This is a genomic window from Arthrobacter sp. D1-29 (assembly GCF_054130585.1).
Map to the genome: position 1 here is coordinate 345236 of NZ_CP096383.1, position 25996 is coordinate 371231.

General features: G+C 63.2%; 23 protein-coding genes. 7 read left to right on the forward strand and 16 right to left on the reverse strand.

What is annotated here, in order from left to right:
- Nucleotides 1–19: 19 nt before the first annotated feature.
- Nucleotides 20–1096 (reverse strand): DNA integrity scanning diadenylate cyclase DisA, encoded by a 1077-nt coding sequence (gene disA / locus M1E17_RS01665; RefSeq protein ID WP_457964996.1) that lies wholly within the window; start codon nt 1094–1096, stop codon nt 20–22.
- A 416-nt stretch (nt 1097–1512) separates the two neighbouring features.
- Here disA and M1E17_RS01670 point away from each other — a divergent pair, with 416 nt between their 5' ends.
- Nucleotides 1513–3126, forward strand: coding sequence for a peptide chain release factor 3 (locus tag M1E17_RS01670; RefSeq protein ID WP_457964998.1), 1614 nt, complete (start codon nt 1513–1515; stop codon nt 3124–3126).
- Between the two features lie 6 nt (nt 3127–3132).
- Nucleotides 3133–4365, forward strand: coding sequence for a beta-ketoacyl-[acyl-carrier-protein] synthase family protein (locus M1E17_RS01675; RefSeq protein WP_457964999.1), 1233 nt, complete (start codon nt 3133–3135; stop codon nt 4363–4365).
- 338 nt (nt 4366–4703) lie between these two features.
- Here the strand turns inward: M1E17_RS01675 and M1E17_RS01680 are convergent, their stop codons facing one another.
- The 14 genes from M1E17_RS01680 to M1E17_RS01745 all read right to left on the reverse strand — a co-directional run bounded on the left by M1E17_RS01680 (nt 4704) and on the right by M1E17_RS01745 (nt 17537).
- Entirely contained in the window at nt 4704–4901 is a 198-nt protein-coding gene (locus M1E17_RS01680) for a hypothetical protein (RefSeq protein ID WP_457965001.1), read from the reverse strand.
- Nucleotides 4902–4961: 60 nt separating this feature from the next.
- Nucleotides 4962–5180, reverse strand: a complete 219-nt coding sequence (locus M1E17_RS01685) for a hypothetical protein (RefSeq protein WP_457965002.1) — start codon at nt 5178–5180, stop codon at nt 4962–4964.
- 219 nt (nt 5181–5399) lie between these two features.
- Nucleotides 5400–6092 (reverse strand): GntR family transcriptional regulator, encoded by a 693-nt coding sequence (locus tag M1E17_RS01690; protein WP_457965003.1) that lies wholly within the window; start codon nt 6090–6092, stop codon nt 5400–5402.
- Between the two features lie 120 nt (nt 6093–6212).
- Complete coding sequence (locus tag M1E17_RS01695; protein ID WP_457965004.1) at nt 6213–7346, reverse strand: FAD-dependent oxidoreductase; 1134 nt, start codon at nt 7344–7346, stop codon at nt 6213–6215.
- A gap of 2 nt (nt 7347–7348) precedes the next feature.
- Nucleotides 7349–8116 carry an amino acid ABC transporter ATP-binding protein gene (locus tag M1E17_RS01700; protein ID WP_457965006.1) on the reverse strand — a complete coding sequence of 256 codons (768 nt, stop codon included), beginning with the start codon at nt 8114–8116 and terminating at the stop codon, nt 7349–7351.
- Entirely contained in the window at nt 8113–9045 is a 933-nt protein-coding gene (locus tag M1E17_RS01705; protein ID WP_457965007.1) for an amino acid ABC transporter permease, read from the reverse strand. Before M1E17_RS01705 ends, M1E17_RS01700 begins: the two co-directional genes overlap by 4 nt.
- A gap of 13 nt (nt 9046–9058) precedes the next feature.
- Entirely contained in the window at nt 9059–9979 is a 921-nt protein-coding gene (locus M1E17_RS01710) for an ABC transporter substrate-binding protein (protein WP_457965008.1), read from the reverse strand.
- A gap of 177 nt (nt 9980–10156) precedes the next feature.
- Entirely contained in the window at nt 10157–10849 is a 693-nt protein-coding gene (locus M1E17_RS01715) for a GntR family transcriptional regulator (RefSeq protein ID WP_457965009.1), read from the reverse strand.
- 41 nt (nt 10850–10890) lie between these two features.
- Nucleotides 10891–12345, reverse strand: coding sequence for an NAD-dependent succinate-semialdehyde dehydrogenase (locus M1E17_RS01720; RefSeq protein ID WP_457965010.1), 1455 nt, complete (start codon nt 12343–12345; stop codon nt 10891–10893).
- 82 nt (nt 12346–12427) lie between these two features.
- Nucleotides 12428–13681, reverse strand: a complete 1254-nt coding sequence (locus tag M1E17_RS01725; RefSeq protein ID WP_457965011.1) for an aspartate aminotransferase family protein — start codon at nt 13679–13681, stop codon at nt 12428–12430.
- A gap of 77 nt (nt 13682–13758) precedes the next feature.
- The gene (locus tag M1E17_RS01730) at nt 13759–14892 is read right to left on the reverse strand and encodes an FAD-dependent oxidoreductase (protein WP_457965012.1); all 1134 of its coding nucleotides are present in this window, start codon (nt 14890–14892) and stop codon (nt 13759–13761) included.
- A 2-nt stretch (nt 14893–14894) separates the two neighbouring features.
- Nucleotides 14895–15662 carry an amino acid ABC transporter ATP-binding protein gene (locus M1E17_RS01735; protein ID WP_457965013.1) on the reverse strand — a complete coding sequence of 256 codons (768 nt, stop codon included), beginning with the start codon at nt 15660–15662 and terminating at the stop codon, nt 14895–14897.
- Nucleotides 15659–16561 carry an amino acid ABC transporter permease gene (locus M1E17_RS01740; protein WP_457965014.1) on the reverse strand — a complete coding sequence of 301 codons (903 nt, stop codon included), beginning with the start codon at nt 16559–16561 and terminating at the stop codon, nt 15659–15661. Before M1E17_RS01740 ends, M1E17_RS01735 begins: the two co-directional genes overlap by 4 nt.
- A 46-nt stretch (nt 16562–16607) precedes the next feature.
- Nucleotides 16608–17537, reverse strand: a complete 930-nt coding sequence (locus M1E17_RS01745) for an ABC transporter substrate-binding protein (protein WP_457965015.1) — start codon at nt 17535–17537, stop codon at nt 16608–16610.
- 368 nt (nt 17538–17905) lie between these two features.
- Between M1E17_RS01745 and M1E17_RS01750 the strand changes: the two genes are divergently transcribed.
- Genes M1E17_RS01750 through M1E17_RS01770 form a run of 5 tightly spaced genes read left to right on the forward strand, consistent with a single transcriptional unit; the run spans nt 17906 to nt 23547 of the window.
- Complete coding sequence (locus M1E17_RS01750; RefSeq protein ID WP_457965016.1) at nt 17906–18580, forward strand: haloacid dehalogenase type II; 675 nt, start codon at nt 17906–17908, stop codon at nt 18578–18580.
- Nucleotides 18581–18607: 27 nt separating this feature from the next.
- A complete protein-coding gene (locus M1E17_RS01755; RefSeq protein WP_457965018.1) occupies nt 18608–19885 on the forward strand; it encodes an NAD(P)/FAD-dependent oxidoreductase in 1278 nt (425 codons plus the stop codon).
- A 34-nt stretch (nt 19886–19919) separates the two neighbouring features.
- Nucleotides 19920–21467, forward strand: coding sequence for an aldehyde dehydrogenase family protein (locus M1E17_RS01760; protein WP_457965020.1), 1548 nt, complete (start codon nt 19920–19922; stop codon nt 21465–21467).
- On the forward strand, nt 21464–22546 hold the full coding sequence (locus M1E17_RS01765; RefSeq protein ID WP_457965021.1) for a tartrate dehydrogenase: 1083 nt from the start codon (nt 21464–21466) through the stop codon (nt 22544–22546). Before M1E17_RS01760 ends, M1E17_RS01765 begins: the two co-directional genes overlap by 4 nt.
- Nucleotides 22547–22560: 14 nt before the next feature.
- Entirely contained in the window at nt 22561–23547 is a 987-nt protein-coding gene (locus tag M1E17_RS01770) for a D-2-hydroxyacid dehydrogenase (RefSeq protein ID WP_457965023.1), read from the forward strand.
- A 126-nt stretch (nt 23548–23673) separates the two neighbouring features.
- On the opposite strand, the gene M1E17_RS01775 is transcribed toward M1E17_RS01770, so the two are convergent.
- Nucleotides 23674–25869 (reverse strand): amylo-alpha-1,6-glucosidase, encoded by a 2196-nt coding sequence (locus tag M1E17_RS01775; RefSeq protein WP_457965025.1) that lies wholly within the window; start codon nt 25867–25869, stop codon nt 23674–23676.
- Nucleotides 25870–25996: the final 127 nt, after the last annotated feature.

The window sequence follows — 25996 nt, forward strand, 5'->3', positions numbered from 1 at the left end:
CCCCGGCAGGGGAAGCGGGTCAGAGGAACCTGTCCAGCAGGCTGGCCTCGGCCATCCGGCTCAGGCCTTCACGCACGGTACGGGCACGCTGGTCACCGATGCCGTCCACCGTCATCAGGTCATCGATGGTGGCTGCCATCAGGAACTGAAGGCCGCCGAAGTGGTCCACCAGCCGGTCGGCGACAGCCTTGGGGACTGCCTTAAGCCCGGAGAGCAGCCGGTACCCGCGGGGCTGCACCACGGCGTCGAGGGTGTCCACCCCGCCGGCGAAGCCGATGATGCCGGAAATCTTGCCCAGGTCTATCAGCTCGGTGGGACCCAGGTTTACGAGGGCGCTCACGGCTTTCTCAATGTCGTCCGGGGAGGCGTGCGGGCCCGCGTAGTCACGGATGATGATGTCGCTGCCGGGGCCCCGGCCCACGGTGAGCTCGTCCAGCTGGAGGGACAGCAGCCGGCCGTCCTCGCCCAGTTCCAGCACATACTGGGAAATTTCCTCCGAGATCCGGCGGACCATTTCCTGGCGCTGCAAGGTGACGGCCACGTCCCGGACAGTGACCATGGCCTCGATCTCAAGGGCTGACAGTGAACTGGTCACCTGGTCAAGCCGCGACCGGTACCTCTCCAGGGTGGCCAGGGCCTGGTTGGCGCGCGCAAGGACCTTCTCGGAGCCCTCAAGCACGTGGCGCAGGCCGTTGACATACAGTGCGATGATCTGCATGGACTGGCTGACGGAGATGACGGGCACGCCGGTTTGGATGGCCACGCGCTCGGCGGTCCGGTGCCGGGTGCCCGATTCCTGGGTTTCGATGCTCGAGTCCGGCACCAGCTGGACGGCGGCGCGGAGGATGTTCCCGGCGTCCCTGTCGCAAATGATGGCGCCGTCCATCTTGGCCAGTTCACGGAGCCTCGTGGGGGAGAAGTCGATGCCGATGTCAAAGCCGCCGGAGCAGATGGAATCGATGGTCCGGTCCGAGCCAAGAACAATCAGTGCGCCAGTGCGTCCCCGGAGGATGCGTTCCAGTCCATCGCGGAGGGGCGTTCCTGGAGCTACTCTGCCCAGAGTCGCCTTGAGCGATTCTTCGGGGCTCCGGGGCATAGGGTGTTCCCTTCAAAGGTGCTGGCTGCCGCCCGCAATTATGCCGGTTTCCCACTGTCTGCCGGCAGGATCAAAAGTACTCAGTTTCCCGCAAGACCAATGATAGAGGTAAAGAGGGGCAACAACCGCACGGGCAAGCCCTAAAGTGGCCCGTACGGGGGTTCCGGGAAAGGGTTCCGAAAGCCACCCGTGGGCCGCTGGCACTGACGCATTTTTGGGCCTTTTGCCGCCGCAGGATAAGGGATCTGCGCCGCAGCATGAAGGAGCCGCCTTCGGTGCCGGGCCGGCGCTGGGATAAACTTGGACCTTGGCGCTCAGCCAGTCCCCAGCCAGCCTTACAACGTCCCGTCAAGCGCCATCCCGACAAGCGCCGTCCCGTCAAGCGCCAGGACCCCCACCGTAGCGAAAGTAGCACCGTGTCCCAAGATGTCCTCAGCCCCGCCCGGATCCACGAGATTCACAAACAGGCGGCCCGGCGTCGGACGTTTGCCGTTATTTCGCATCCTGACGCCGGCAAGTCCACGCTGACCGAAGCACTGGCGTTGCATGCGAAGGTGATCGGCATTGCCGGTGCTTCCAGCGGCAAGGCAAACCGCAAGGAAACGGTCTCGGACTGGATGCAGATGGAAAAGGACCGTGGCATCTCCATCAGCTCCGCAGCGCTCCAGTTCTCCTACCGTGACACCGTCATCAACCTGCTGGATACTCCCGGCCACGCCGACTTCTCGGAAGACACGTACCGTGTCCTCGCCGCCGTCGACTGCGCGGTGATGCTGGTGGATGCCGCCAAGGGCCTGGAAACCCAGACCATGAAGCTCTTTGAGGTCTGCAAGCAGCGCAACCTGCCCATCATCACCGTGATCAACAAGTGGGACCGCCCCGGCCTGGATGCCCTGGCCCTGATGGACGAAATCACCGAGCGCACAGGCCTGCAGCCCATGCCGCTGACCTGGGCCGTTGGCATCTCCGGCGACTTCCGCGGGGTCTGGGATCTCCGCAACGACCGGTTCGCCCAGTTCAAGCGGAACAACTCGGGCGCCAACATTGCGCTGACCGAGTACTTCACCCCGGATGAAGCGGCGGAGAGCCAGGGCAGCAACTGGTCTGACGCCGTGGACGAAGCCGGCCTGGTGATCGAATCCAACCTCGAGTTCGATGTTGAGAGCTTCCATGCCGGCAAGGCCACGCCCATACTCTTCAGCTCAGCCGCCCTGAACTTCGGCGTCAAGGAACTGCTGGACGCCCTGGTGGACTTCGCCCCGCCGGCAGCTCCCAGGCCGGACGTCGAGGGCAGCCCGCGCGCCGTGGCTGCCCCGTTCTCCGGGTTCGTCTTCAAAGTCCAGGCCGGCATGAACAAGGCGCACCGCGACCACGTGGCGTTCATCCGTGTGTGTTCCGGCGTCTTTGAGCGCGGCATGGTGGTCACGCAGACGCGCACGGGCAAGTCCTTCGCCACGAAGTACGCGCAGCAGGTCTTTGGCCGCGAACGTGAGGTCATCGATGAGGCCTATCCCGGCGACGTGGTGGGCCTGGTGAACGCCTCCTCCCTGCGCGTGGGGGACAGCCTCTTCCTCGAGGACCCGGTGGAATTCCCGGCCATCCCGCTGTTCGCGCCGGAACACTTCCAGGTGGCACGCTCCAAGGATCCCAGCCGCTTCAAGCAGTTCCGCCGCGGCATCGAGCAGCTCGAACACGAGGGCGTCATCCAGGTGCTCCGCTCCGACGTCCGCGGTGACCAGGCGCCGGTGCTCGCCGCCGTCGGCCCCATGCAGTTCGAAGTGGTGGAGGACCGGATGGCCCATGACTTCAGCGCCCCCATGCGGCTGGAACGCCTCCCCTATTCCATCGCCAGGATTTCGACGGCGGATGCCATGCCTGCGCTGGCCAACGTGCCTGGCGCCGAGGTGCTGCTGCGGTCCGACGGCGAATTCCTCGCCCTGTTCAACGACGTCTGGGCCCTGCGCCGGATAGAGAAGAACCACCCGGACCTGACGCTGGTCCCGATCGGCACGCACAATCCGGCGAAGTAGGCCGCAATGACGACTGTTCAACCACGGGCTGTGGTCACGGGAACGGGCACGCTCAATCCCCTCGGATCCAACGTTGCAGAAACGTGGTCTGCCCTGCTTGCCGGCCGGTCAGGCATTGCCGGCATAGCTGAGGACTGGGCTGCGCCTTTGCCCGTCCGGATCGCAGGCCGGGTCAACACCGACCTGACAACACTGCTGACGACGCGGGAACTGAAGCGCATGGACCGGTGCGGGCAGCTTGCTGTCGCCGCGGCGAGGGATGCCTGGGCGCAGGCGGGCGCCCCCGAAGTGGATCCTGACCGGTTTGCCGTGGTCATCGGATCGGGCTATGGCGGCCTGGACACTACCCTGGCCCAGACCCGCGCGCTGGACAGCGGCGGTCCACGCCGCGTCTCGCCGCATACCCTGACCCGCCTGATGGTGAACGGGCCATCCGCGTGGGTATCCATCGACCTCGGTGCCCGGGCTGGAGCGCGGACCCCGGTGAGCGCCTGTGCGTCCGGGGCAGAAGCAATAGCCCAGGGCGTGGAAATGATCAAGGCCGGAGCGGCCGACGTCGTGGTTGCCGGTGGTGTTGATGCCTGCATCAACGACCTCGTCCTGAGTGGTTTTTCGCAGATCCGGGCACTGTCTACCCGCAATGACGATCCGCAGGGCGCGTCCAGGCCATTCGACCGTGACCGGGATGGCTTTGTCCTGGCGGAGGGCGCGGGGATCCTGGTCTTGGAAAGCGAGGAGCATGCGCGGGCACGTGGTGCACATGTCCTGGGGGTGGTGGCCGGGGCTGCCGTAACGTCCGATGCGGGCGACATCGTGGCTGCGGACCCTGCCATGCAGCAGCGCGTGATGGAGAAGGCCCTGGCTGTGGCCGGGCTCAGCGGTGCCGATATCAGCTTTGTGCACGCCCACGCCACGTCAACGCCGGTGGGGGACCGCCTGGAGGCCCAGGCGATTGGCGCCGTGCTCGATTCCGCCGTTCCCGTTACGTCAACAAAGTCCCTGACCGGCCACCTCCTCGGCGGTGCCGGGGCGCTGGGTGCCATCGTTGTCCTCGAAGCGCTGCGGAGTGGAGACCTTCCCGGCACGTACAACGTGGGCACCCTGGACCCGGACGTCAACCTCAATGTCATCACCGGGACGGCACGCTGGAGCGGTGGGTCCGAAAGTGGAGGGGCGGGAATGGTCAACGCCTTCGGCTTCGGCGGTCACAGCGCCTCGTTGGTGATCACACGCGGGTAGCCCCGCCGTCGGAGGCGCTGTTTTCTTTCATACCCCGCTGGAACTGGAGCGTGAACTTCCTCGGGTTCGGGCGAGGCGTGCAATTTCCCGTGAAACGGCTTCAAGCCTGTCGGCCCGGGTAGCGGGTTCTGTCCTCTGGCGTGTCGGTTTCGTGCTGGTAGAACCATGCAAGGACAGTGACCGGTGTGGGCGGACCGGCTGGTTCCCAAGGTCAAGGTCTGGAGCAGAGAGCGGATCGTGGAAGACCAACTCCGGTCCTTTCGGCTGGAGGGCAGCGGTTGGCAACCTTCCTGGGCTGTTCCGAAGCGGTTCCCGGTAACTGCTGGAGGATGCCTCTGTCACCGGAATACGCCCCATTGGATATGAACGGCAAGAAGGACTGAACCAAGCGCAACGATTCCGGCGCAGGTCTGCACCACGGAGCGATCTTTGAATCTCCAGCGGCGCTTTGCACCTGCGGCGGGCTGCGGAATGTATATGACGGCGCTGAGGCTGGTCAGGAGCGCTGCTGCGATAAGCACGGTCAGGATGACCATGATGCTCCCCTAGTGAGAGATCCGGGTAGGCGCCTGCAGCCAGTTACTCGACGGGAATTCCTAGCAGGCATGGCTGCTGTCAGAAAGCTGCAGGTCGCAGTCGTCCTCAATATGGAACAGCCGGCGATCACCGATTTTGTCCGTCACCCAAATGGTTCGGCCATCGTCGGTCCGATCATCTATCAACCCTCTGTAGCACTCCACGCCACGCTGGCTAAGGGTGACGGCGTCGCCGCGCTGGAGGCCCGCCCACAGAGATTTACCATGGCTTTGCATCATTGCTTTCGCCCTTCCGGTCCGCCACCGGGACGTCAGTGGCCCGGACACAATGCAAGATTTCTGCTCCTAAGGATATCGTCAATTGTTGACAATTGCTAGGGTATGGCAAATGCCCGCTACTGTTTCCGCCGAGCCAAACCTGAAGGAGCCCCCGTTCGCAGCTGAACTGGGGCTCCTTCCGGCGGTAGCCTGCCGCGGATAAGCCGCCGGCGAAGGTGCCTAGGCGTTATCCGCCTTCCCGTTCTGTGGGGAGGTGAGATCGTTTACGGCCGTTTGCATGTGCTGCCTGATGGCTTTGTGGAGTCCTTCCCTGTCTCCGGCCTCGAGGAGATCCAGCAGGTTCTGATGTTCCTGGACGAGGACATCAATCCGCGGGTAGGAGACAGCCAGGTTCAGGATGCACATCCTGGATTCGGCTGCGAGGGTTTCGTAGATCCGGATCAGGCGTGTGTTGCCGGCCCCGCCCACGAAGGTGGTGTGGAATTGCATATCGAGCCGTGCAATTGCCTGCCAGTCCGACACGGCGACCTGCTTCGCCATGTCACTGATGACCGCCTTCAAAGCCTGGCAGGTGTCTTTGGTCTGCTCCTGGCCGGCATCCAGTAGCGCGTCTGCGGCTGTTGATTCCATGGCCTGGCGGACTGCATAGATCTCCCTCACGTCATCGTCTGAAAGCTCCAGGACGAACACTCCGCGGTTGCGGTGGCTGACCAGGATTCCCTCCTGGGACAGCCGCTGCAACGCCTCACGGACCGGGCCCCTGGATGTGCGCAGCTGACCTGCCAGAACAGATTCATTGATCTGCTCTCCCGGACGGAAAATCCCCTGGACGATTTGTTCCCGCAGCTGATCGGCAATCAGCTGCGCCGTGGGTCTTCCCTCCAGCGTAAATAGTCCTTCCGGTGCCGCCATTGCTGTTCCCTCACTTCACTCTTGGGTTTGTTGCGCTTCTTAGAGATTATTGGACTCTGAACCCTGGGACGACATTGGGCACGAGGTCCTTGCCGAACTCCCCTTTCTTTGATTGACGCATCAGTTGCCTTTAAAGCGTTGGGGGCGCGTGAAATCGAGGCCGTCGAAGGTGCGTTTGCCGAGGGCTTCGTATGCGGCGATTTGGCCGTAGCCGGTGGCATTTTTGAAGCCGCCGCCGGAGAAGCCGGTGGCGCAGTAGATCCTCCTGCCATCGCTGAACCGGCCAAGCAGGGGGTTGCCGTCTCTGGTGTAGAGGTCGGGGTAAGCGTCCGAGCGGACGATGTTGGGGAACAACCCTGGGAAGAACTCAGTGACAGTCTCGGTCGTTTCCGCCATTTCTTCTGCCGTAAGTTCCCGGGGTACTGAATCCGCCTGCGGTGTTGGTGCTCCCCGGCCGTCCAGGGTTGCCTTCACGGTGGCGCCGTCGACGGCGGGTGCGCCGTACATGGACCGGTCCCCGGAGATTCGGATGAAGATGGGGAACTCCTCCGGCGAAAACTGTGCCGGATCACGCGCCACAAACCACGTGAGATAGATCCGATAGGGCTTCGTGGCACTCTTCAGGTAGTCGGGCATGAGGAGTTGGGACCAGCCGCCGGAGGAGATGATGACGTTTTCGAAGGTCCAGGATTTCTCGCCGGAGGTGATGAGGACGCCGTGGGTGGTTTCGGTGATGCTGTCGATGGGGGTGTTGGTGTGGATGGTTGCGCCGTTGGTTTGGGCTGCGGTGATGGCGGCTGTGACGGCGCGGTCGGTGCGGAGGGCGCCGGCGTGGGGGTCGTAGACGGCGGTGTCGTCGGGGCGGAGGTTGTGCTGGGGGTAGCGTTGGGCCATCTGTTCGCGGTTGAGGATTTCGTGGTCTGCGCCGGTGGCTTTGGTGGTTTCGAGGAGGGCTGTGAGGTAGGGGCCGTTTTTGGTTCCGATGGACAGTCCGCCGGTGCGGGTGAGGATGTTCTGGCCGGTTTCGGCTTCGAGTTCGGCCCAGAGGTCCCGTGAGCGTTCCAGAATGGGGTAGAGGTGGGGGTTGCCGCGGTAGATCATGCGGAAGAGCCGGGTGTCCCCGCCTACGGCGCTGCGGCCGTGGGCGGGGGTGTGGGCTTCGAAACCCGTGACTGAGTCGGTGAGTTGGCTGGCTTGCCAGAGGGCCATGGAGCCGATGCTGCCCAGGCCGATGACGGCGAGTTTTGCGTCCATGGTTAGAGGACCTGTTCCAGGAAGGCCTGGGTGCGGGCTTCCTTGGGGTTGGTGAGGACTTCGCGGGCGTCGCCGCGTTCGATGACGTAGCCGTCGTCCATGAAGATCAGGGAGTCGGCGACTTCGCGGGCGAAGCCCATTTCGTGGGTGACGACGACCATGGTCATGCCCTTCTTGGCGAGTTGTTTCATCACGGTGAGGACTTCGCCGACCTTTTCCGGGTCCAGGGCTGAGGTGGGTTCGTCGAAGAGCATGATCTCCGGGTCCATGGCCAGGGACCGGGCGATCGCGACGCGCTGCTGCTGGCCGCCGGAGAGCTGGGCGGGGTAGTAGTCCCCGAACCCGGCCAGGCCGACGCTGGCGAGGAGTTCGTGGGCGCGTTTGGCGGCTTGTTTTTTGTCCTGGCCTTTGACCAGGACGGGGCCGGACATGATGTTTTCCTGGGCGGTCATGTTGGGGAACAGGTTGAAGGACTGGAAGACCATGCCCACCCTGGTGCGCTGTTCGGCGAGTTTTTTGGGTGGCAGGGCGTGGTAGGCGTTGTCGGTTTCGTAGTAACCGAAGTCTTCGCCGTTGACTTTCAGGACGCCGGAGTCCACTGTTTCCAGGCCGTTGATGCAGCGCAGGATGGTGGATTTGCCGGAGCCGCTGGGTCCGATGATGCAGCAGATCTCACCGCTGGCGATGTCCAGGTCGATGTCTTTGAGGACTGTTTTGGGTCCGAAGGACTTGCGGATTTTCTGGGCAAGGATGGTGCCATCGTTGCTCATCGGGCCGCGCCTTCCGGGGCAGTCAGCAGAACGGGTTTGGCTTTTCGGGGAAGCCTGGAGGTTGAGCGGGAGTATTTCTGTTCGAGCTTGGACTGTGGGTAGCTCAGCAGCAGGGTCATGATCAGGTACCAGAGGCTGGCGACGAGCAGCAGCGGGATGGTTTCGTAGGTCCGGGCGTAGATCAGCTGCGCGCTTTGGAGGAGTTCGGCGACACCGAGGACGCTGACCAGGGAGGTTCCCTTGAACATGCCGATGACCTGGTTGCCGGTGGCCGGGATGATTGAGGGCATTGCCTGGGGGATGATGACTTTGCGCATTTTCATCGACCCGCTCATGCCCAGGGAGTCTGCGGCTTCGATCTGGCCCTTGCCGACGGAGGAGAACCCGCCGCGGATGATCTCGGCCATGTACGCTGCCTCGTTCAGCGTCAGGCCGACCAAGGCTGCGGTGATGGGGGCCATCAGCGCGTTCATGTCGATCGCGGTGCTGATGTCGGTGAACGGGATCCCGATGGACAGGTTCGGGTACAGCGCTGCGACATTGAACCAGAAGATCAGCTGCACCAGCACAGGGGTGCCGCGGAAAAGGGTGATGTAGACGCCTGCGGTGGCCGCGATCGGCTTGATTTTTGAGGCCCTCATGATCGCCAGGAACAGCCCGAGGATCGTTCCCAGGGCCATGCTGGCCACCGTGAGGAAGAGCGTGAGCATCAAACCACGCAGGATCGTTTCATGCGTGAAGTACCTCGCCACTACGCCCCACTTGAAGTTGGGGTTGGTGGAAACCGAGATGAGAATGCCCAGAGCCAAAAGGCTGCATAGGATCCAGGCAACATACTCGAAGGTGCTGCGCCGCCGAAGCCTTGGCTTGAGCGCTGGGTCTATCCCACTCATGGAGGGTTCACTTCTTTCGATATTAGTTTGCTGCATGGAACGCCGCCTCTTACTTGAGGTTGGCCGTGGTGATGGCTGCGCCGCTCATGCCCCAGGTGTCGAGCGACTTCTTGTATTCCCGGCTGTCAAGGACCGACTGCGTGGCTGCCTGGAGTGCCGGCGTCAGCGGGGAGCCCTTCTTCAGGCCGATGGCGTTGATGTGGTCGGTGCGGGTGTCCACCTGGGGAGTCAGGACCGTGAACGTGTTCGGCTGCTGCTCGTTGGCCCAGACAAGTGCTGGAGTGTCGTAGAAGACGCCGTCAACCCGCTTGGACGCCAGCTGCGTCAGGGCCTCCTGGACGTTGGGCAGCGTCACGCCGTTGATGGCCGGCTGGCCTTTTTCCTCACAGGTCCACTTCGAAACGTTCGGCAGGTGCTTCAGTTGGGCGTTCGAGCCTTTCGTGACAGCAATGTTCCTGCCGCACATGTCATCGTTGCTGATGTTCAGCGGGTTGCCATGGGAGACCGCCACGGATACCCCGCTGTTGAGGTAGGTCACCATGTCCAGCACTTTCAACCGCTCTTCGGTGGGCGACATGGTGGTCACGGTGAAGTCGTAGCGTCCGCCGTCGATCCCGGGAATGATCGTGTCGAACGCCGTGTTCTCGAACTTCAGCTTCAGGCCAAGCTTTTTGGCAATGAGCCGTGCCATATCGGGATTAAGGCCAATCGGGGTGGTGTTGTCATCGGCCAGGAATGTCGTCGGCGGGTAATGCAGATCCATGGCCACCGTGATTTCGCCCTTGTCCTTGTAGGACTGCGGCAGCAACTTCACCGCAGCTTCATCGGGCTGGACGCCCTCCGAGATGTCAGTGGTGTTCGATGTCTTGGATCCGTTATTACCTGAATCTTCACCGGGACTGGTCCCGCAGGCGGTTAAGGCCAGTAAAACCGCTAACCCTGCAGCGGCAGCCTGAACCCTGGTCCTCATTTTCGTCGCTGTCTCCTTCCAAACCTTCCGGCCGGATGCCTTCACCTACAATGCAACCACCCTTGCCGCAGATCGTCGACAATTCACAGCGAAAACTTTGAGGGGATGGCGCAAAAGGAAAGGCCAGATCCAATGGATCTGGCCTTTCCTTTTGAAAGTGTTGCATGAGGAGGCACTTCAGGCGCCGACGTCGCTCCCTTTACTTGATGCTGTGAGATCGTCCACGGCCGTTTCCAGGTGGCGTTTGATGGCTTTGTGGAGTGCTTCCTTGTCTCCGGCCTCGAGCAGATCCAGCAGGATCTGGTGTTCCTGCACCAGGACGTCTATCCGTGGGTAGGCGACGGCCAGGTTGAGGATGCACATCCTGGATTCGGCTGCGAGGGTTTCGTAGATCCGGATCAGGCGTGTGTTGCCTGCCCCGGCCACGAAGGAGGTGTGGAATTCCATATCGAGCCGGGCAAGCGCCTGCCAGTCCGACGCGGCGACCTGCTTGGCCATCTCACTGATGATGGCTTTCAAGGCCTGGCAGGTGTCCTTGACCTGGTCCTGGCCGGCATCGAGCAGCGCGTCAGCGGCAGTTGATTCCACCGCCTGGCGGACTGCATAGATCTCAATAATGTCATCGGTAGCGAGCTCAAGGACGAAGACGCCCCTGTTGCGGCGGCTGACCAGGATTCCCTCCTGGCACAGCCGCTGCAACGCCTCACGGACCGGGCCTCTGGATGTGTGTAGCTGGCTTGCCAGGACAGATTCGTTGATCTGGTCTCCCGGACGGAACGTACCCTGAACAATTTGTTCACGCAGCTGATCAGCGATCAACTGCGCCGTAGGCCTTCCCTCCAGTGCAAAGAGCCCTTCCGGTGCCGCCATGGATGTCCCCCTCATTTCCTTCATTGCTTACTGCATACTTCTTAGATTGCTATTGCGGTGTATTTGTATTCGAGGAATTCTTCGATGCCGATTTTGCCGCCTTCGCGGCCCAGGCCGGACTGTTTGATGCCGCCGAAGGGTGCTATCGGGTTGGAGACGAGGCCGGTGTTGATGCCCACCATGCCTACTTCGAGTTCCTGGGAGAACCGCAGGGCTTTGGTCATGTTTTCGGTGAAGACGTAGCCCACCAGGCCCCATTCGGTGTCGTTGGCTGCGTGCAGGACGTCATCTTCGCTGTCGAAGGGGGTGATGGCTGCGACCGGTCCGAAGATTTCGGTGTTCATCAGGTCCGCGTCCAGGGTCACGTCGGTCAGGACGGTGGGGGTGTAGAAGTAGCCGGGGCCTTCCGGGCGGCTTCCGCCGGTCAGGACGCGTGCGCCCTTGGCGACGGCGTCGGCGACGAGGCTTTGGACCTTGTCCAGGCCCTTTTGCTCGATCAGGGGGCCGACGTCGGTTCCGTCGAGGGCGCCGTTGCCGACCTGGAGTTCTGACATTTTCTTGGCGAACTTTTCGGAGAATTCGGCCAGGACTGAGCGGTGGACGAAGAAGCGGTTGGCGGCGGTGCAGGCTTCGCCCATGTTGCGCATTTTGGCTTTCATGGCCCCGTCGACGGCTTTTTCGATGTCGGCGTCGGCGAGGACGATGAAGGGGGCGTTGCCGCCCAGTTCCATGGAGGAGCGCATGACGTTCTCGGATGCCTGGCGCAGCAGGATTTTGCCGACGCCGGTGGAGCCGGTGAAGCTGATCTTGCGGGCGATGCCGCTGCCGGTCCAGTTCTCCACCACGGGGGCGGCGCTGGCGGTGGTGACGACGTTCAGGACCCCGTCCGGCAGGCCGGCCTGTTGGAAGATGTCCACCAGGGCCAGGGAGGTCAGCGGGGTCAGTTCTGCGGGTTTGAAGACCATGGTGCAGCCGGCGGCGACGGCGGGGGCGATCTTGCGGGCGCCCATGGCCAGCGGGAAGTTCCACGGGGTGACCAGCACGGAGGGGCCAACGGGTTCCTTGGTGACCAGGATCCGGGTGTTGCCGTCCACCGAGGTGGTGCTGTCCCCGCCGATGCGGACGGCTTCTTCGGAGAACCAGCGGAGCATCTCGGCGCCGTAGGCCATCTCGCCCTTGGCTTCGGGGAGGGGTTTGCCCATCTCCGCTGTCATGATCGCGGCGAGCCGGTCGGTGTTGGCGATGACCAGTTCGAAGGCCCGGCGCAGGATGTCTGCCCGTTCCCGGGGAGTGGACTTGCCCCAGGCTGCCTGGGCCCGGCCGGCGGCCTGAATGGCCAGGGCTGCATCCTCGGGTCCGCCGTCGGCGACGTGGGCGATGATTTCATTGGTTGCAGGGTTTTCGACGGCGAACGTGGCGCCGTTGGAGGCCTTCCGCCAGGCACCGTCGATGAACAAGTCAGTATGAAGAGTGGTGGGATCAAAGGAAAGACTCATGTCACGCTTTCAGTGTCGTGGGGAAGGGGTTCGCCGGGGCGGTGGGGTTCCGCCCCGGCGAAGTCCATTGCCTGGGGCTGTGTTAGGAGGTGGCCGTCTTCAGCGCCTGGGTGAACCTGACCAAGCCGGCCTGGATCTCGTCGCTGGTGACGTTGAGCGCCGGGATGATGCGTACGACGTTGCCGTGCGGGCCGCAGGTGAGGAGAAGGAGTTCTTCCTTGATGGCTGCCTGCTGGACAGCCGCGGCGGTAGTGGCATCAGGGGTGCTGTCCGGGGAAGTGAATTCGACGCCCTGCATCAGGCCGCGGCCGCGGACGTTTCCGATGCCCGTGAATTCTGTCTTGAGCCTGTCAAGCCCTGCCCGCAGCTCATCGCCCCGAAGCAGGGCATTCTCGACCAGGTTCTCGCGCTCAATAACACCCAGGGTTGCGACGCCGGCCGCGGCCGCTACGGCGTTTCCGCCGTAAGTGCCGCCCTGCGAACCCGCCCAGGCCTTGCCCATCAGCTCTGCTGATGCCGCAATTGCCGAGATGGGGAAGCCGCTGGCGAGCCCCTTGGCGGTGATTACGACGTCGGGGGCGATTCCCGCCCAGTCGTGTCCCCAGAACTTGCCCGTGCGTCCGACGCCGGCCTGGACCTCGTCGAGGATGAGCACAATGCCGTGCCGGTCTGCGCGCTCACGCAGCCCCTGAAGGAAAGCGGGCGGTGTGGGGATGTAACCGCCGTCGCCCAGTACAGGTTCAATGATGAAGCCGGCTGTGTCTGCGGGGCTGCTGATGCTCAGGAGGAGGTGGTCCAGCTCCTTCAGGGCGAAGTTGACTGCGGTTTCCTCATCCCAGCCGTAGCGGTAGGCGTGGGGGAAGGGGGCGATGTGCACGCCGCCCATGAGTGGGGAGAAGCCTGAACGGAACTTGGTGCCTGCGGTGGTGAGTGAGGCCGCGCCCACGGTCCGGCCGTGGAAGCCGCCGTGGAAGGAGATGATGTTGGGGCGCCCTGTGGCCATGCGGGCCAAGCGTACGGAAGCCTCCACTGCCTCGGAGCCGGAGGTAGCGTAGAAAACGCTGTCCAGCCCCGAGGGCAGGAATTCTCCCAGTTTTTCCGTCAGCGCAAGCAACGGCTTGTGCATCACGGTGGTGTACTGGGCATGGACAATCTTGCCCACCTGCTCGCGGGCAGCCGCTACGACGTCGGGGTGGCAGTGACCCGTGCTGGTAACACCGATTCCAGTGGTGAAATCGAGGTACTTTTTGCCGTCGGTCGCGTGGATCCAGCTGCCGAGGGCATGGTCGACGACGACCGGAGTGGCCTGCTTGAGGAGGGGACTAAGAGTTGCCATGGCTTCATACTTTCTTAGGGACTGTAGATTGTCAACAATAGGCGATGCTGAGCGAATCGGAAAGAGGGCGTTTCTTTTTATTTTGTTTTGAAGCGTTGGGGGCGTGCGAAATCGAGGCCGTCGAAGGTGCGCTTTCCCAAGGCTTCGTGTGCTGCGATTTCGCCGTAGCCGGTGGCCATTTTGAAGCCGCCGCCGGAGAAGCCGGTGGCGCAGTAGATCCTGCTGCCTTCGCTGAACCGTCCAAGGAGGGGGTTGCCGTCTCTGGTGTAGAGATCAGGGAAGGCGTCAGAGCGGACTATGTTGGGGAAGAGTCCGGGGAAGAACTCTGTTACCGTCTCCATGGTTTCCGAGATTTCCGCGGCTGTTAGTTCCCGGACGACGGAATCCGGTCCGGAGGCCCGTTCCGACCTGCCATCCAGGGTTGCTTTCACGGTGACGCCGTCAACAGCCGGAGCCCCGTACATGGACCGGTCCCCGGAAATCCGGATGAAGATGGGGAACTTTTCCGGTGAAAAGTCTGCTGCGTCCCGGGCGACGAACCAGGAAAGATAGTTCCGGCGTGTTTCGGTTGCTGCCGTGAGGTAGTCGGGCATCAGCCGTTGGGACCAGCCGCCGGAGGAGACGATGACGTTCTCGAAGGTCCAGGTTTTGTCGCCGGAGGTGATGAGGACGCCGTCGGCGGTTTCGGTGATGCTGTCGATCGGGGTGTTGCTGTGGACTGTCGCGCCGTTGGCTTGGGCGGCCGCCACCGCCGCCGTGACCGCCCGGTCGGTGCGGAGGGCGCCGGCGTGGGGGTCGTAGACGGCGATGTCGTCGGGGCGGAGGTTGTGCTGGGGGTAGCGTTGGGCCATCTCTTCCCGGCTGAGGATTTCGTGGTCCGCGCTGTTGATCCTGGTGGTTTCCAGGAGCGTGGGGATGTACGGCCCATCTTTGGTTCCGATGGACAGTCCGCCGCAGCGGGTGAGGATGTTCTGCCCGGTTTCGGCTTCGAGCTCGGCCCAGAGATCCCGTGAGCGTTCCAGGATGGGGTAGAAGTCAGGCACTCCACGGTAGAGCATGCGGAACAGGCGGGTGTCCCCGCCCACGGCGCTGCGGCCGTGGGCGGGAGTGTGGGCTTCGAAGCCGGTGACTGAATCGGACAGGCGGGAGGCCTGCCAGAGGGCCATGGAGCCGATGCTGCCCAGGCCGATGACGGCGAGCTTTCCGTCCATGGTTAGAGCACCTGTTCCAGGAAGGCCTGGGTGCGGGCTTCCTTCGGGTTCGTGAGGACCTCCCGGGCGTCGCCGCGTTCAACGACGTAGCCGTCGTCCATGAAGATCAGCGAGTCGGCCACTTCGCGGGCGAAGCCCATTTCGTGCGTGACCACCACCATGGTCATGCCCTTTTTGGCGAGCTGTTTCATGACGGCCAGGACTTCGCCGACCTTTTCCGGGTCCAGCGCCGAGGTGGGCTCGTCGAAGAGCATGATCTCCGGGTCCATGGCCAGGGACCGGGCGATCGCGACGCGCTGCTGCTGGCCGCCGGAGAGCTGGGCCGGGTAGTAGTCCCCGAACCCGGCCAGGCCGACACTGGCCAGAAGCTCCTGCGCCCGCTTGGCCGACTGCTTCTTGTCCTGGCCTTTGACCAGGACGGGCCCGGACATGATGTTCTCCAGGGCGGTCATGTTCGGGAACAGGTTGAAAGACTGGAAGACCATGCCCACCCTGGTGCGCTGTTCGGCCAGTTTCTTGGGCGGCAGGGCGTGGTAGGCGTTGTCGGTTTCGTAGTAACCGAAGTCTTCGCCATTGACTTTCAGCACGCCGGAGTCCACTGTTTCCAGGCCGTTGATGCAGCGCAGGATGGTGGATTTGCCGGAGCCGCTGGGGCCGATGATGCAGCAGATTTCTCCGCTGGCGATGTCCAGGTTGATGTCTTTGAGGACTGTTTTGGGTCCGAAGGACTTGCGAATCTTCTGGGCAAGAATGGTGCCGTCGTTGCTCATCGGAGGTTACCTTCTTCCGGTTCGGTCAGGACAACCGCTTTCTTGGCCTTCCGGGGAAGCCTGGAGGCTGTGCGGGAGTATTTCTGCTCGAGCTTGGACTGTGGGTAGCTCAGCAGCAGGGTCATCACGAGGTACCAGAGGCTGGCAACCAACAGCAGCGGGATGGTCTCGTAGGTGCGGGCGTAGATCAGCTGCGCGCTTTGGAGCAGTTCGGCGACGCCGAGGACGCTGACCAGGGATGTTCCTTTGAACATGCCGATGACCTGATTACCGGTCGCGGGGATGATCGAGGGCATCGCCTGCGGAATGATGACCTTGCGCATCCTGGTGCCGGAGCTCATGCCCAGGGAGTCTGCGGCTTCGATCTGGCCCTTGCCGACTGAGGAGAACCCGCCGCGGATGATCTCGGCCATGTAGGCGGCCTCGTTCAGCGTCAGGCCCACCAGGGCCGCGGTGATGGGTGCCATCAGGACGTTCATGTCGATTGCGGTGCCGATGTCCGTGAACGGGATCCCGATGGACAGATCCGGGTACAACGCGGAGATGTTGAACCAGAAGATCAGCTGCACCAGCACCGGGGTGCCACGGAAAATGGTGATGTAGATATTTGCGGCGATGGCGATCGGCTTCACGTGGGAAGAGCGCATGATCGCCAGGCCCAGCCCCAGGAGCGTTCCCAAGGTCATGCTCGCAACGGTGAGGAAGATCGTGAGCATCAGCCCGCGGAGGATGGATTCATGCGTGAAGTACTGGGCAACCACGCCCCACTTGAAGTTGGGGTTGGTCAGGACGGAGGTGAGGACCCCGATTCCGAGGAGGATGCTGAGGATCCATCCGGCGTACTCAGAGCGGGTCCGAAGCCGAAGCCGTGGCTTCAGGGCTGCATCGATGCTGCTCATCGTTGCTTTGCTTCCTTTTGTAGCTGTGACCATGGTGGCCCTCCCGCTAGTTCAGCTTGGCGTCGGTGATGGCCCCGGAGTCCAGACCCCAGGTCTCCAGTGACTCCTTGTACTCGGGGGTCTCCAGGACGGACTGGAGCGCTGTCTGCAAGGCCGGTGTCAGCGGTGAGTCCTTCTTCAGGCCAACGGCGGTCACGTCGCTGTTGCCAACGTTTACGCGGCCGATGATGGTGAAGGAGCCCGGCTGCTGCTTCTCGGCCCAGCCGAGGGAGGTGGTGTCGTAGAGTACGCCGTCAATCCGCTTGGAGTGCAGCTGGGTCAGGGCTTCCTGGACGTTGGGCAGCGTTACGGCGTTGATCTCCGGCTGTCCCTTCGAGGTGCAGGTCTGCTCGCTCAGGGCCGGAAGGCGCTTGAGCTGGCCGGTGGAGCCCTGGGTGACGGCGATGTTCTTTCCGCAGAGGGTCTCGACGGTGAGGTTCAGCGGGTTTCCGGCGGCTGCGGCCACAGAGGTGCCGGCCTTGAAGTAGTCGATCATGTCCAGGACCTTGAGCCGCTCTTCGGTCTTGGACATGGTGGTGGCCGTGAAGTCGAAGCGGCCGCCGTCAAGGCCGGGGACGATGGTGTCGAACTTCGTGTCCACGAACTTCAGCTTCAGGTCAAGCTTTTTGGCAATGAGCCGTGCCACATCCGGGTTCAGGCCGATCGGGGTGGTGTTGTCTTCAGCCAGGAATGTCGTCGGCGGGTAGTGCAGGTCCATCGCGACCGTCAGTTCGCCCTTGTCCTTGATGGACTGCGGCAACAGGGCTACGGCAGCCGGATCAGCCTGGACGCCTTCTGAGATGTCGGCGGTGTGGTTGGTCTTTGACTTGTCTTCCGCGGAGGCAGAAGTGCCTGTGGCAGCGCCGCCACAGGCACTCAGTGCCAATACGAGGGCCAGCCCTGTGGCTGCGGTCTGAACTTTGTTGATGGTCTTCATGGTGCTTCCCTTCGAAGGTTTCAGCTGTTGTTGATTTGCTGAGATGGGGGCAGTCTTTAGGTGTTGCTTCCATGCGGTTGTGATCAGGATCTCGTTCCGCATCTGGAACAATGCAACAGCCAAGATCGCTGATTGTCAACAATTGACGATAAATAAATCGAGTATTTTCCAGGTTGGCTCATTCAGGGAGAATCCCAGATTCCAACTGTTGACAATCTACAATCAGGGGATCTAGAGTCGAGAAGAGCCGGCAAAGAAGCCCTGATGAACCCCAGGAACCCGCTGGCGCACACCTTGTAGACCTAGTGAGAAGGCGGCAGGCCAAATATCTGGGCCTCCCGTTCAAGACCGAATGAAACGGACGAATCATGGCAGATACGAACCTCCGGCCGAAGTACATCTCTTTTGATATCTACGGCACCCTCATCAACTTCGACATTGATCCCACCACGCGTCGCCTGCTCGATGGCCGCATCTCAGAAGAGCAGTGGCCTGCCTTCAAGAAGCAGTTCCGCGGGTACCGCTTCGACGAGGTCTGCGGCGACTACAAGGACTACGAAGCGATCCTTCAGGATTCCTTTGACCGCGTGTGCAAGCGCTGGGGCATTGGGCCCACCGAAGGTGCCGGCGCAGCGTTCGCTGAGGCTGTGCGCGGCTGGTTTGCCCACGAGGACGTGCCGGCACCGCTGAAGCTCATGGGCGACAACTACAAGCTGGTGGCTCTGTCCAACGCCGACGACAGCTTCTTGGACATCAGCATTCCCAAGCTCGGGGCCGACTTCCACGCGGTGTTCACCGCTGAGCAGGCTCAGGCCTACAAGCCGCGTTACCAGGCCTTCGAGTACATGCTCGACACCCTGAACGCTTCGCCGGAGGACTTCCTGCACATCTCCTCGCACACCCGCTACGACATGCACCCGATGCACGACATGGGCTTCCGGAACCTCTGGATGCTGGACCGTGGCTATGACCCCATTGGCCCGGGCTACGACCTCAACACTGCTAAGTCCTTGGACGAGATCAACAAGCACCTCGGTCTCTAAACCGACTACGAGGCGAAAGGTCAAACCGTGAAACTCATTCCTTACTGGCTGGACACAGCCGAAGCATCCGGGGACTACCGGCAGACGCCGGTACCGGAAAATGTCGATGTGGCAATCATCGGCGCCGGATTTACCGGGCTGTCCGCGGCCCTGGAATTCGCCAAGCAGGGCGCCAGCGTTGCCGTTTTTGAACGCCACACCGTGGGCTGGGGCGCATCGGGCCGCAACGGGGGAATGGCGACGACCGGTTTGGCCATCAGCTTCAGCACCGCGGTCAAGCGGTATGGGGAAACCCGCGCGGTGGAGATGTTCCAGGAATACAACGATGCCATCGAGACCATCGAGAAGCTGGTCCATGACAACGGCATCGACTGCGACTACAAGCGCTTCGGGAAGCTCTCGCTGGCGTTCCACAAGTCCCATTACGAGGGCTTCCTGAGGTCGCAGGAGAAGCTGGCCAAGCTGGCCAACCACCATGTCACCGTTATCCCCAAGTCCGAGATCCACAGTGAAATCGGCACGGACTTCTACCAGGGCGCGATGGTTGACCCGCTTGGGGCCGGCCTGCACGTTGGCAAGTTTGTCCACGGCCTGGCCGGAGTGGCTGTTGCCGCCGGAGCGGATATCTGTGAAAACGCTGCGGTGACCGAACTGAAGAAGGTTTCCGGCACTGTGCACGACGTGCACACCACCAGGGGCATCACCAGGGCCAAGCAGGTCCTGGTGGCCACCAGCGGTTACACCGGCAATGTCACGCCGTGGCTGCAGCGCCGGGTGATTCCGGTGGGCAGCTTCATCATTGTCACTGACCCGCTGCCCGAAGACGTGGTCAACCGGATCCTGCCCAACCGCCGCCAGGCCTCGGACAGCAAGATGCTGACCTACTACTTCCGCATCACCCCGGACAACAGGCTGCTGTTCGGCGGCCGGGCCCGTTTCGCGCTGTCCAGCCCGGATTCGGACGTCAAGAGCGCCGAGATCCTCCGGAAGGCAATGCTCGAGCTCTTCCCGTACCTCTCCAACGCCAAGGTGGACTACATCTGGGGCGGCCTGGTGGACCTCTCCATGGACCAGATGGTACATGCGGGGCAGCACGACGGCCTCTTCTACTCCCTCTGCTACAGCGGACACGGAGTGCAGATGGCTGCGCACATGGGCAAGCGGATGGCTCACTACATGGCCGGCGACAAGACCGCCAACGTGTGGGAAGACCTGAAGAACCCGCCCGTGCCAGGCCACTTCGGCCCACCGTGGTTCCTGCCCTTCATCGGCGCGGCGGCAAAAATCATCGACCGAGTCAAGTAGACGTTTCCCACCTCCAGGCAAGATAAGGGTCCCCATGTCATCACCAACTGTCGCTGAAGCGCGCCCAAAAACTACAGAGGAATCTGCGTACAGGCGTGCACGATTTGCCAACCTTCCCGGGGGAGCTTTTTTCGAGGGGCAGTGGCAGACCGCCGATCTGACCCTGGAGGTGCGGGATCCTGAGGACGGTGTCCTGCTCGGCCGGGTGTGCACTTCCACTCCAGAGGATGTGGAGCGTGCCATCGCCCACATCCGCCGCCATCTTGAGGCGGGTGAGTGGCCGTTGCGTGCCCGCCGGCAGGCGCTGGAAAAGGCTGTGCTGCTTTTGGGCGAGCAGGCTGAGCGGTTCGCGAACATCATCGCGTCCGAGAGCAGCAAGACCATCACCGAGGCCGAGCGCGAGGTGCGCCGCTGCGCCGAGACGCTGCGGCTGTCCGCGGCGGCTGCCGGGGAGCTGGCAGGGGAGACCCTGGGTTTTGAGGACAGCATGGCAGGTGCCGGCAAGATTGGCTGGTACAGCCGGAAGCCGGTGGGGATCGTCGCGGCGATCACCCCGTTCAATGATCCGCTGAACCTGGTGGCGCACAAGCTGGGCCCGGCCCTGATCGGCGGCAACGGCGTCCTGCTCAAGCCCTCCACGCGCACACCCCTGGTGGGGCTGGCCTTTGTCCAGCTGCTGCTGGAAGCCGGTGTCCCGGCGGGCCGGATCGCGGCGATCGTGACCGGGCCCGGCGTGTCCGAGGCTGTTGTCACGGACCCGGGCGTTGACCTGATTTCCTTCACCGGCGGCCCCGCCACGGCAGAACGGATCGCCGCGGCGGCCGGTGCGAAGAAGATCCTCTCCGAACTCGGCGGGAACAACGCCACGATCATCTGCGCCGACGCCAACGCGCAGGCCGCGGCGAAGGCCGTCGTGGCCGGCGCGTTCGGGGTCGCGGGGCAGAACTGCCTGTCGGTCCAGCGGGTCTACGTCCACACCTCACTGTTTGAGGAAGTCCTGGAACTCGTCACCACGGGCACGAGGGCGCTGCGGACCGGGCCGAAGCTTGACCGGGGAACCGACGTGGGCCCGCTGATCTCCGAGGCCGAGGCCCGCCGGGTGGAGGAATGGGTGGAAGAAGCCACAGCGGCCGGCGCCACCATCCACGCCGGCGGGACCCGCCGGGGCGCCTACTATGAACCCACGGTCCTGACCGACGTGCCCTCGCAGGCCCGGGTGATCCGGGACGAGGTGTTCGGCCCGGTGGTCAGCATCCTGCCGTTCATCGAGGTCCGCGACGCCGTGTTCGCGGCCAACAACACCGAGTTCGGCCTCCAGGCCGGGGTCTTCACCCAGTCCATCGACCTGGCCCTGGCGATAGCGGAGAAACTGCACGTGGGCGCCGTGGTGATCAACGAGACCAGCGACGTCCGGATCGACTCGATGCCCTTTGGCGGGTTCAAGAAATCCGGCGTAGGCCGCGAAGGCGTCAGCCACGCGGTCCGCGAAATGACAGAACCCAAAAACACCATCATCAACCTCGGCGAATCACAGGCCCGCTGGCAGGTCCTGGGCGGCCTAACGGAACGGACCACACCATGAACGCCAACACAAGCACGCACAATATCGCGGTGATCGCCGGGGACGGCATCGGCCAGGAAGTCGTCCCGGCGGCCATCGAGTGCCTCGAGCGGATCGCCTCGATGCATGGGCTGGACCTGAACTTCACGTTCTTTGAGTGGGGCTCTGACTACTACCTGCGGCATGGCCGGATGATGCCGAAGGACGGCATCGACCAGCTCGCAAAGCATGACGCGGTGTTCCTGGGCGCGGTGGGCTCACCGGAGGTCCCGGACACCGAATCACTGTGGGGGCTGCTGATCCCGATCCGGCGCGAATTCCAGCAGTACATCAACCTCCGCCCGGTCAAAACGCTCGACGGCGTGGCCTCACCGCTCGCCTCGGACAAACCGATCGATATCCTGATCGTCCGGGAAAACAACGAGGGTGAATACTCGGAGGTGGGCGGGCGGATGTACCGTGGCCTGCCGCACGAGAGCGCCGTGCAGGAAACCATCTTCACCCGCCTGGGCATCTCCCGCGCCGCCCGCTACGCCGCTTCCCTGGCCTCGTCCCGCACGGGCAGGCTGACGTCCGCAACCAAGAGCAACGGCATCGTGCACACCATGCCGTTCTGGGACGAAGTCGTCGAAGAAACCGTCAGCAATTACCCGGGCGTGACTGTGACCCACGAACTCGTGGACGCCCTGGCCGCGCACCTGGTCCTGAAGCCCTGGACCCTGGACGTCATCGTCGCCTCCAACCTCTTCGGAGACATCCTCTCGGACCTGGGCAGCTCCGTAACAGGGTCCATCGGGCTGGCCCCCAGCGCGAACCTGAACCCGGAAGGCCACTTCCCGTCCCTGTTCGAACCGGTCCACGGCTCCGCCCCTGACATCGCCGGGAAGAACCTGGCAAACCCGGTAGGGCAGATCTGGTCCGGTGCGATGATGCTGGAGCACCTCGGCCACCCCGAAGCCGCCGCGCACCTGCAGGCCGCGTTCGAATCAGCCCTGCGCGACGGTCACGGCACCCGCGACATCGGCGGAACCTCGTCCACGACCGAATTCACGGCCGCCGTCCTGACCGCCATCAACGCCCTCTCCCCGGTCACAGTATGAGCCCCGGTTACAGCATGAGGACCGGAGCCCCAGTGCCCAAGCGTCCCGTCGTCGCCGCCCTCTACCGCGAAGCACTCCCGCCCCGCCTGGCGGAAGTCGAGGAACTCGCAGAGGTCCGGCTGACCAAGGCAGACGGCCTCGCGGATGCGCTGGACGGCGCCGACGTGCTCTACCAGTGGCACTCCTTCTCGCCGGCACTGCGTGAGAACTGGGGCGCCGCCTCCACCCTGCAATGGATCCACGTCACCGCAGCAGGTGTCAGCCAGCTCCTGTTCGATGAACTGGTCCGCAGCAACGTGACCTACACCAACTCCCGCGGCGTGCTCAGCACGGCCATCGCCGAGTTCGCGCTGGGCTTCGTCCTGGATATGGCCAAAGACTCCCAGGGCTCCTACCGGTTGCAGCAGGAACAGCGCTGGCAGCACCGGACTACCCGCAAAATCCAGGGCCAAACCGCCCTCGTGGTCGGCACCGGGTCGATCGGCCGGGAAATAGCCAGGCTCTTCCGCGCCGTGGGCATGGAGGTGGACGGCGCCGGAAGGACAGCCCGGCCAGGAGACACCCACTTTGACCGGATCCACTCCTCCCAGAACCTCGCCGCGGTGGTTCACGGCTATGACTACCTGATCCTGGCAGCCCCGCTGACCGCCGACACCAAAAACCTGGTCGGCGCTGGCGTCCTCAATGCCATGAAACCCTCGGCCCGGCTCATTAACGTCGGCCGCGGGGAACTGGTTGATACCGAAGCACTGATCCACGCGCTCACCACAGGCTCCATCGCCGGCGCAGCCCTGGATGTTGTCCACCCGGAACCACTCCCGGCCGGACACGCCCTCTGGGACATGGAAAACGTCATCATCACCCCACACATGTGCGGCGACACCGAGAACTACCTCGATGACCTCGGCAAGCTCTTCGTAGACAACCTCAAACGCTACTGCAGCGGCGAACCACTGGAAAACATCGTGGACAAAGAACTCGGATTCGTCCCCGCCGGCTAGGCCCCACTTCGGGTGCACCACACCCAACAGCTGCCTAAAGAAAGGCAAAGCGATGTTAGATGACGTTGCTGATCAGCAGATGTCCGGCGGCTCGGAACCCGATGACCTGTGCGATGAATACTGCCACTACTGCTTAGGGCCGGAAACAGACTGATCCTGAAGGCCGGACTTTTGGCGCCGGCCGGCTTCCTCCACGAGCTCTGTCAGCCATGGCCGGTGTCCGTGGTGGAACTCCATCCCTTCGGGCAGCCCCTGGACGGTGGGAACTGAATTGGCAATATCGATGGTGATCCGGCCACCGGCCATGGGGGCATTGCTGATATGCAGGTTGCCGTAGGACTCGGGGAGAACGGGGTCCATCCACATGCCGCCACGGGAAACATGGGCGTCATACCGCATCAGACTCGTCACCAGCAGGATTGGCGTCGTTGCCGCCCAGGCCTGTGGGGAGCAGGCCGTCGGATAGGGCACAGGCTCGGCGAACTGGTCCCGGCTGAAGCCGCAAAACAGCTCCGGCAGCCGGCCGCCGGAATACTCCGCAGCCTCCAGCAACGCCGTCGAAATCCTTTGCGCCTCGGCCACAAATCCATAGCGTACGAGCCCGGCGTGGATAACCGCGTTGTCGTGCGGCCACACTGAGCCATTGTGATAACTCGCGGGGTTGTAGGCACCCATGTCGCTTGCCAGGGTACGTATGCCCCAGCCGCTGAACATCTCCGGGGACATCAGGCGCTCCACCACCTGCGGCGCCTTGTCCTCGTCCACCAGGCCCGTCCAGAGGCAGTGGCCCATGTTCGATGCGCAGGCATCGACAGGACGCTTGTCCCCGTCCAGGGCGATGGCGTAGTAGCCGCGGTCAGGAAGCCAGAACTGCTCGTTGAACTGTTCCTTGAGCTGCTTCGCGCGGTCCCGCAGTTCCTCCGCCAAGGCAATGTCACCGGTATCGTAGGCAAGCCACGAGCGGGACATATACGCGTCGTAGACGTACGCCTGAACCTCGCAGAGGGCGATCGGACCCTCAGCCATGCGGCCGTCGGCGAAGTTGATGCCGTCCCAGGAGTCCTTCCAGCCCTGGTTGATCAGCCCTTGGGGGTTGAGCCGTTCATATTCGACAAAACCGTCCCCGTCCTTGTCCCCGTACTTGCGGATCCATTCCAATGCCCGGTCGGCATGGGGGAGCAGGGCCGCAATGGTGTCCTTGGCGAATCCCCACCGGCTGACCGAGCCAAGAACCACCACAAACAGCGGAGTAGCGTCCACGCTTCCGTAGTAGACGGACTTTCCGCCCAAGGAAAGGCCGCTGGAGACGTCCAGCCTGACCTCGTGCAGGATCTTGCCCGGCTCCTCCTCGCTCATCGGGTCCACCACCCTGCCTTGCCGGTCCGCCAGCGTCTGCAACGTGCCCAGGGCAAGGGAGGGGTCCACCGGCATCGCCATTTCCGAAGCCCACAGGGAGTCCCGGCCGAACAATGTCATGAACCACGGCGCACCGGCGGCCACAACCACCCGTTCCGGATGGTTCGGGTCCTCGATGCGCAGGGCGCCCAGGTCGTCGTAGCTGCGCCGCAACGTCCGTTCGAGGGCATGGTTTTCCAGCCGCAGCACTGGAATCTTGGCCACCCACTCGCGTCGGCGCAGGTCCCGGGGGGACAATCCATCCGCTTCGGTATGGATGAACGACGGCGGCGGAGGACTGGCGGCGTCGTTGCTGGGAACCACTGTCAGGACAGTGCTCCACTGGCCATGCGGGGCGACGGACACCCGGTACGTCAGGGCCTCAGGGGTCACCTCTGCCCCGGGTGCCTGGACCAGGATGCCTTTCTGGATGTCCTGCCAGGTGGACCGGATGGCCAAGGTGTCGCCGTCCACGTGCCGGGTTTCTTCCCACCGCCGCTGGACCCGGGCTTCCTTCACCTCAAAAAGGTCCGCGAAATCCGCTCCGACCGTCAGCGAAATCAGGCATTCCGCAGGGACGGGCGAATAGTTGCGGACGGTCACCTGTTCCTGGATGCCCGCGCCAACTTCCCGCAGCCGCTCCACAATCAGGGGGCTGTCGGCGTATCCATCGGCCCGCGGAACGCGCCCGGCCAGCAGGGCCCTGTAGGGTTCCTTCGTCTCCGCCGCCAACGGCTCAAGCGCCATGCCGTTTACGGTTAAGCACCAGCCGGACAGGATGCGGGTGTCAAGGTAAAAGACTCCATGGGGAAACTCAGCATGGATGTCCCCGTTCTGCAGCGAGATGCAGAAGGACGATCCCTCCACCAAGGTGACCGTCCCGGCCCCAATGGGGCCCGCCGCAGTATCAGCATTCCATCCAGCCATTTGGGGCTCCTTCAAGAAGACTGACGCCAGTGTCCCTTTGCCCTGTTGGCGGGGCTGCTGCCGTCACCGCATCTTCACTTGACGCTACGCCCGCTGGCCCCAGGGCGCCAGACCCATCCAGCTAGGC

Coding starts and splice junctions, on each gene's coding strand:
- disA (WP_457964996.1), bottom strand. CDS start 1,096: ATGCCCCGGAGCCCCGAAGAATCGCTCAAGGCGACTCTGGGCAGAGTA.
- M1E17_RS01675 (WP_457964999.1), top strand. CDS start 3,133: ATGACGACTGTTCAACCACGGGCTGTGGTCACGGGAACGGGCACGCTC.
- M1E17_RS01680 (WP_457965001.1), bottom strand. CDS start 4,901: ATGGTCATCCTGACCGTGCTTATCGCAGCAGCGCTCCTGACCAGCCTC.
- M1E17_RS01685 (WP_457965002.1), bottom strand. CDS start 5,180: ATGATGCAAAGCCATGGTAAATCTCTGTGGGCGGGCCTCCAGCGCGGC.
- M1E17_RS01690 (WP_457965003.1), bottom strand. CDS start 6,092: ATGGCGGCACCGGAAGGACTATTTACGCTGGAGGGAAGACCCACGGCG.
- M1E17_RS01695 (WP_457965004.1), bottom strand. CDS start 7,346: ATGGACGCAAAACTCGCCGTCATCGGCCTGGGCAGCATCGGCTCCATG.
- M1E17_RS01700 (WP_457965006.1), bottom strand. CDS start 8,116: ATGAGCAACGATGGCACCATCCTTGCCCAGAAAATCCGCAAGTCCTTC.
- M1E17_RS01705 (WP_457965007.1), bottom strand. CDS start 9,045: ATGCAGCAAACTAATATCGAAAGAAGTGAACCCTCCATGAGTGGGATA.
- M1E17_RS01710 (WP_457965008.1), bottom strand. CDS start 9,979: ATGAGGACCAGGGTTCAGGCTGCCGCTGCAGGGTTAGCGGTTTTACTG.
- M1E17_RS01715 (WP_457965009.1), bottom strand. CDS start 10,849: ATGGCGGCACCGGAAGGGCTCTTTGCACTGGAGGGAAGGCCTACGGCG.
- M1E17_RS01720 (WP_457965010.1), bottom strand. CDS start 12,345: ATGAGTCTTTCCTTTGATCCCACCACTCTTCATACTGACTTGTTCATC.
- M1E17_RS01725 (WP_457965011.1), bottom strand. CDS start 13,681: ATGGCAACTCTTAGTCCCCTCCTCAAGCAGGCCACTCCGGTCGTCGTC.
- M1E17_RS01730 (WP_457965012.1), bottom strand. CDS start 14,892: ATGGACGGAAAGCTCGCCGTCATCGGCCTGGGCAGCATCGGCTCCATG.
- M1E17_RS01735 (WP_457965013.1), bottom strand. CDS start 15,662: ATGAGCAACGACGGCACCATTCTTGCCCAGAAGATTCGCAAGTCCTTC.
- M1E17_RS01740 (WP_457965014.1), bottom strand. CDS start 16,561: ATGAGCAGCATCGATGCAGCCCTGAAGCCACGGCTTCGGCTTCGGACC.
- M1E17_RS01745 (WP_457965015.1), bottom strand. CDS start 17,537: ATGAAGACCATCAACAAAGTTCAGACCGCAGCCACAGGGCTGGCCCTC.
- M1E17_RS01750 (WP_457965016.1), top strand. CDS start 17,906: ATGGCAGATACGAACCTCCGGCCGAAGTACATCTCTTTTGATATCTAC.
- M1E17_RS01760 (WP_457965020.1), top strand. CDS start 19,920: ATGTCATCACCAACTGTCGCTGAAGCGCGCCCAAAAACTACAGAGGAA.
- M1E17_RS01765 (WP_457965021.1), top strand. CDS start 21,464: ATGAACGCCAACACAAGCACGCACAATATCGCGGTGATCGCCGGGGAC.
- M1E17_RS01770 (WP_457965023.1), top strand. CDS start 22,561: ATGAGGACCGGAGCCCCAGTGCCCAAGCGTCCCGTCGTCGCCGCCCTC.
- M1E17_RS01775 (WP_457965025.1), bottom strand. CDS start 25,869: ATGGCTGGATGGAATGCTGATACTGCGGCGGGCCCCATTGGGGCCGGG.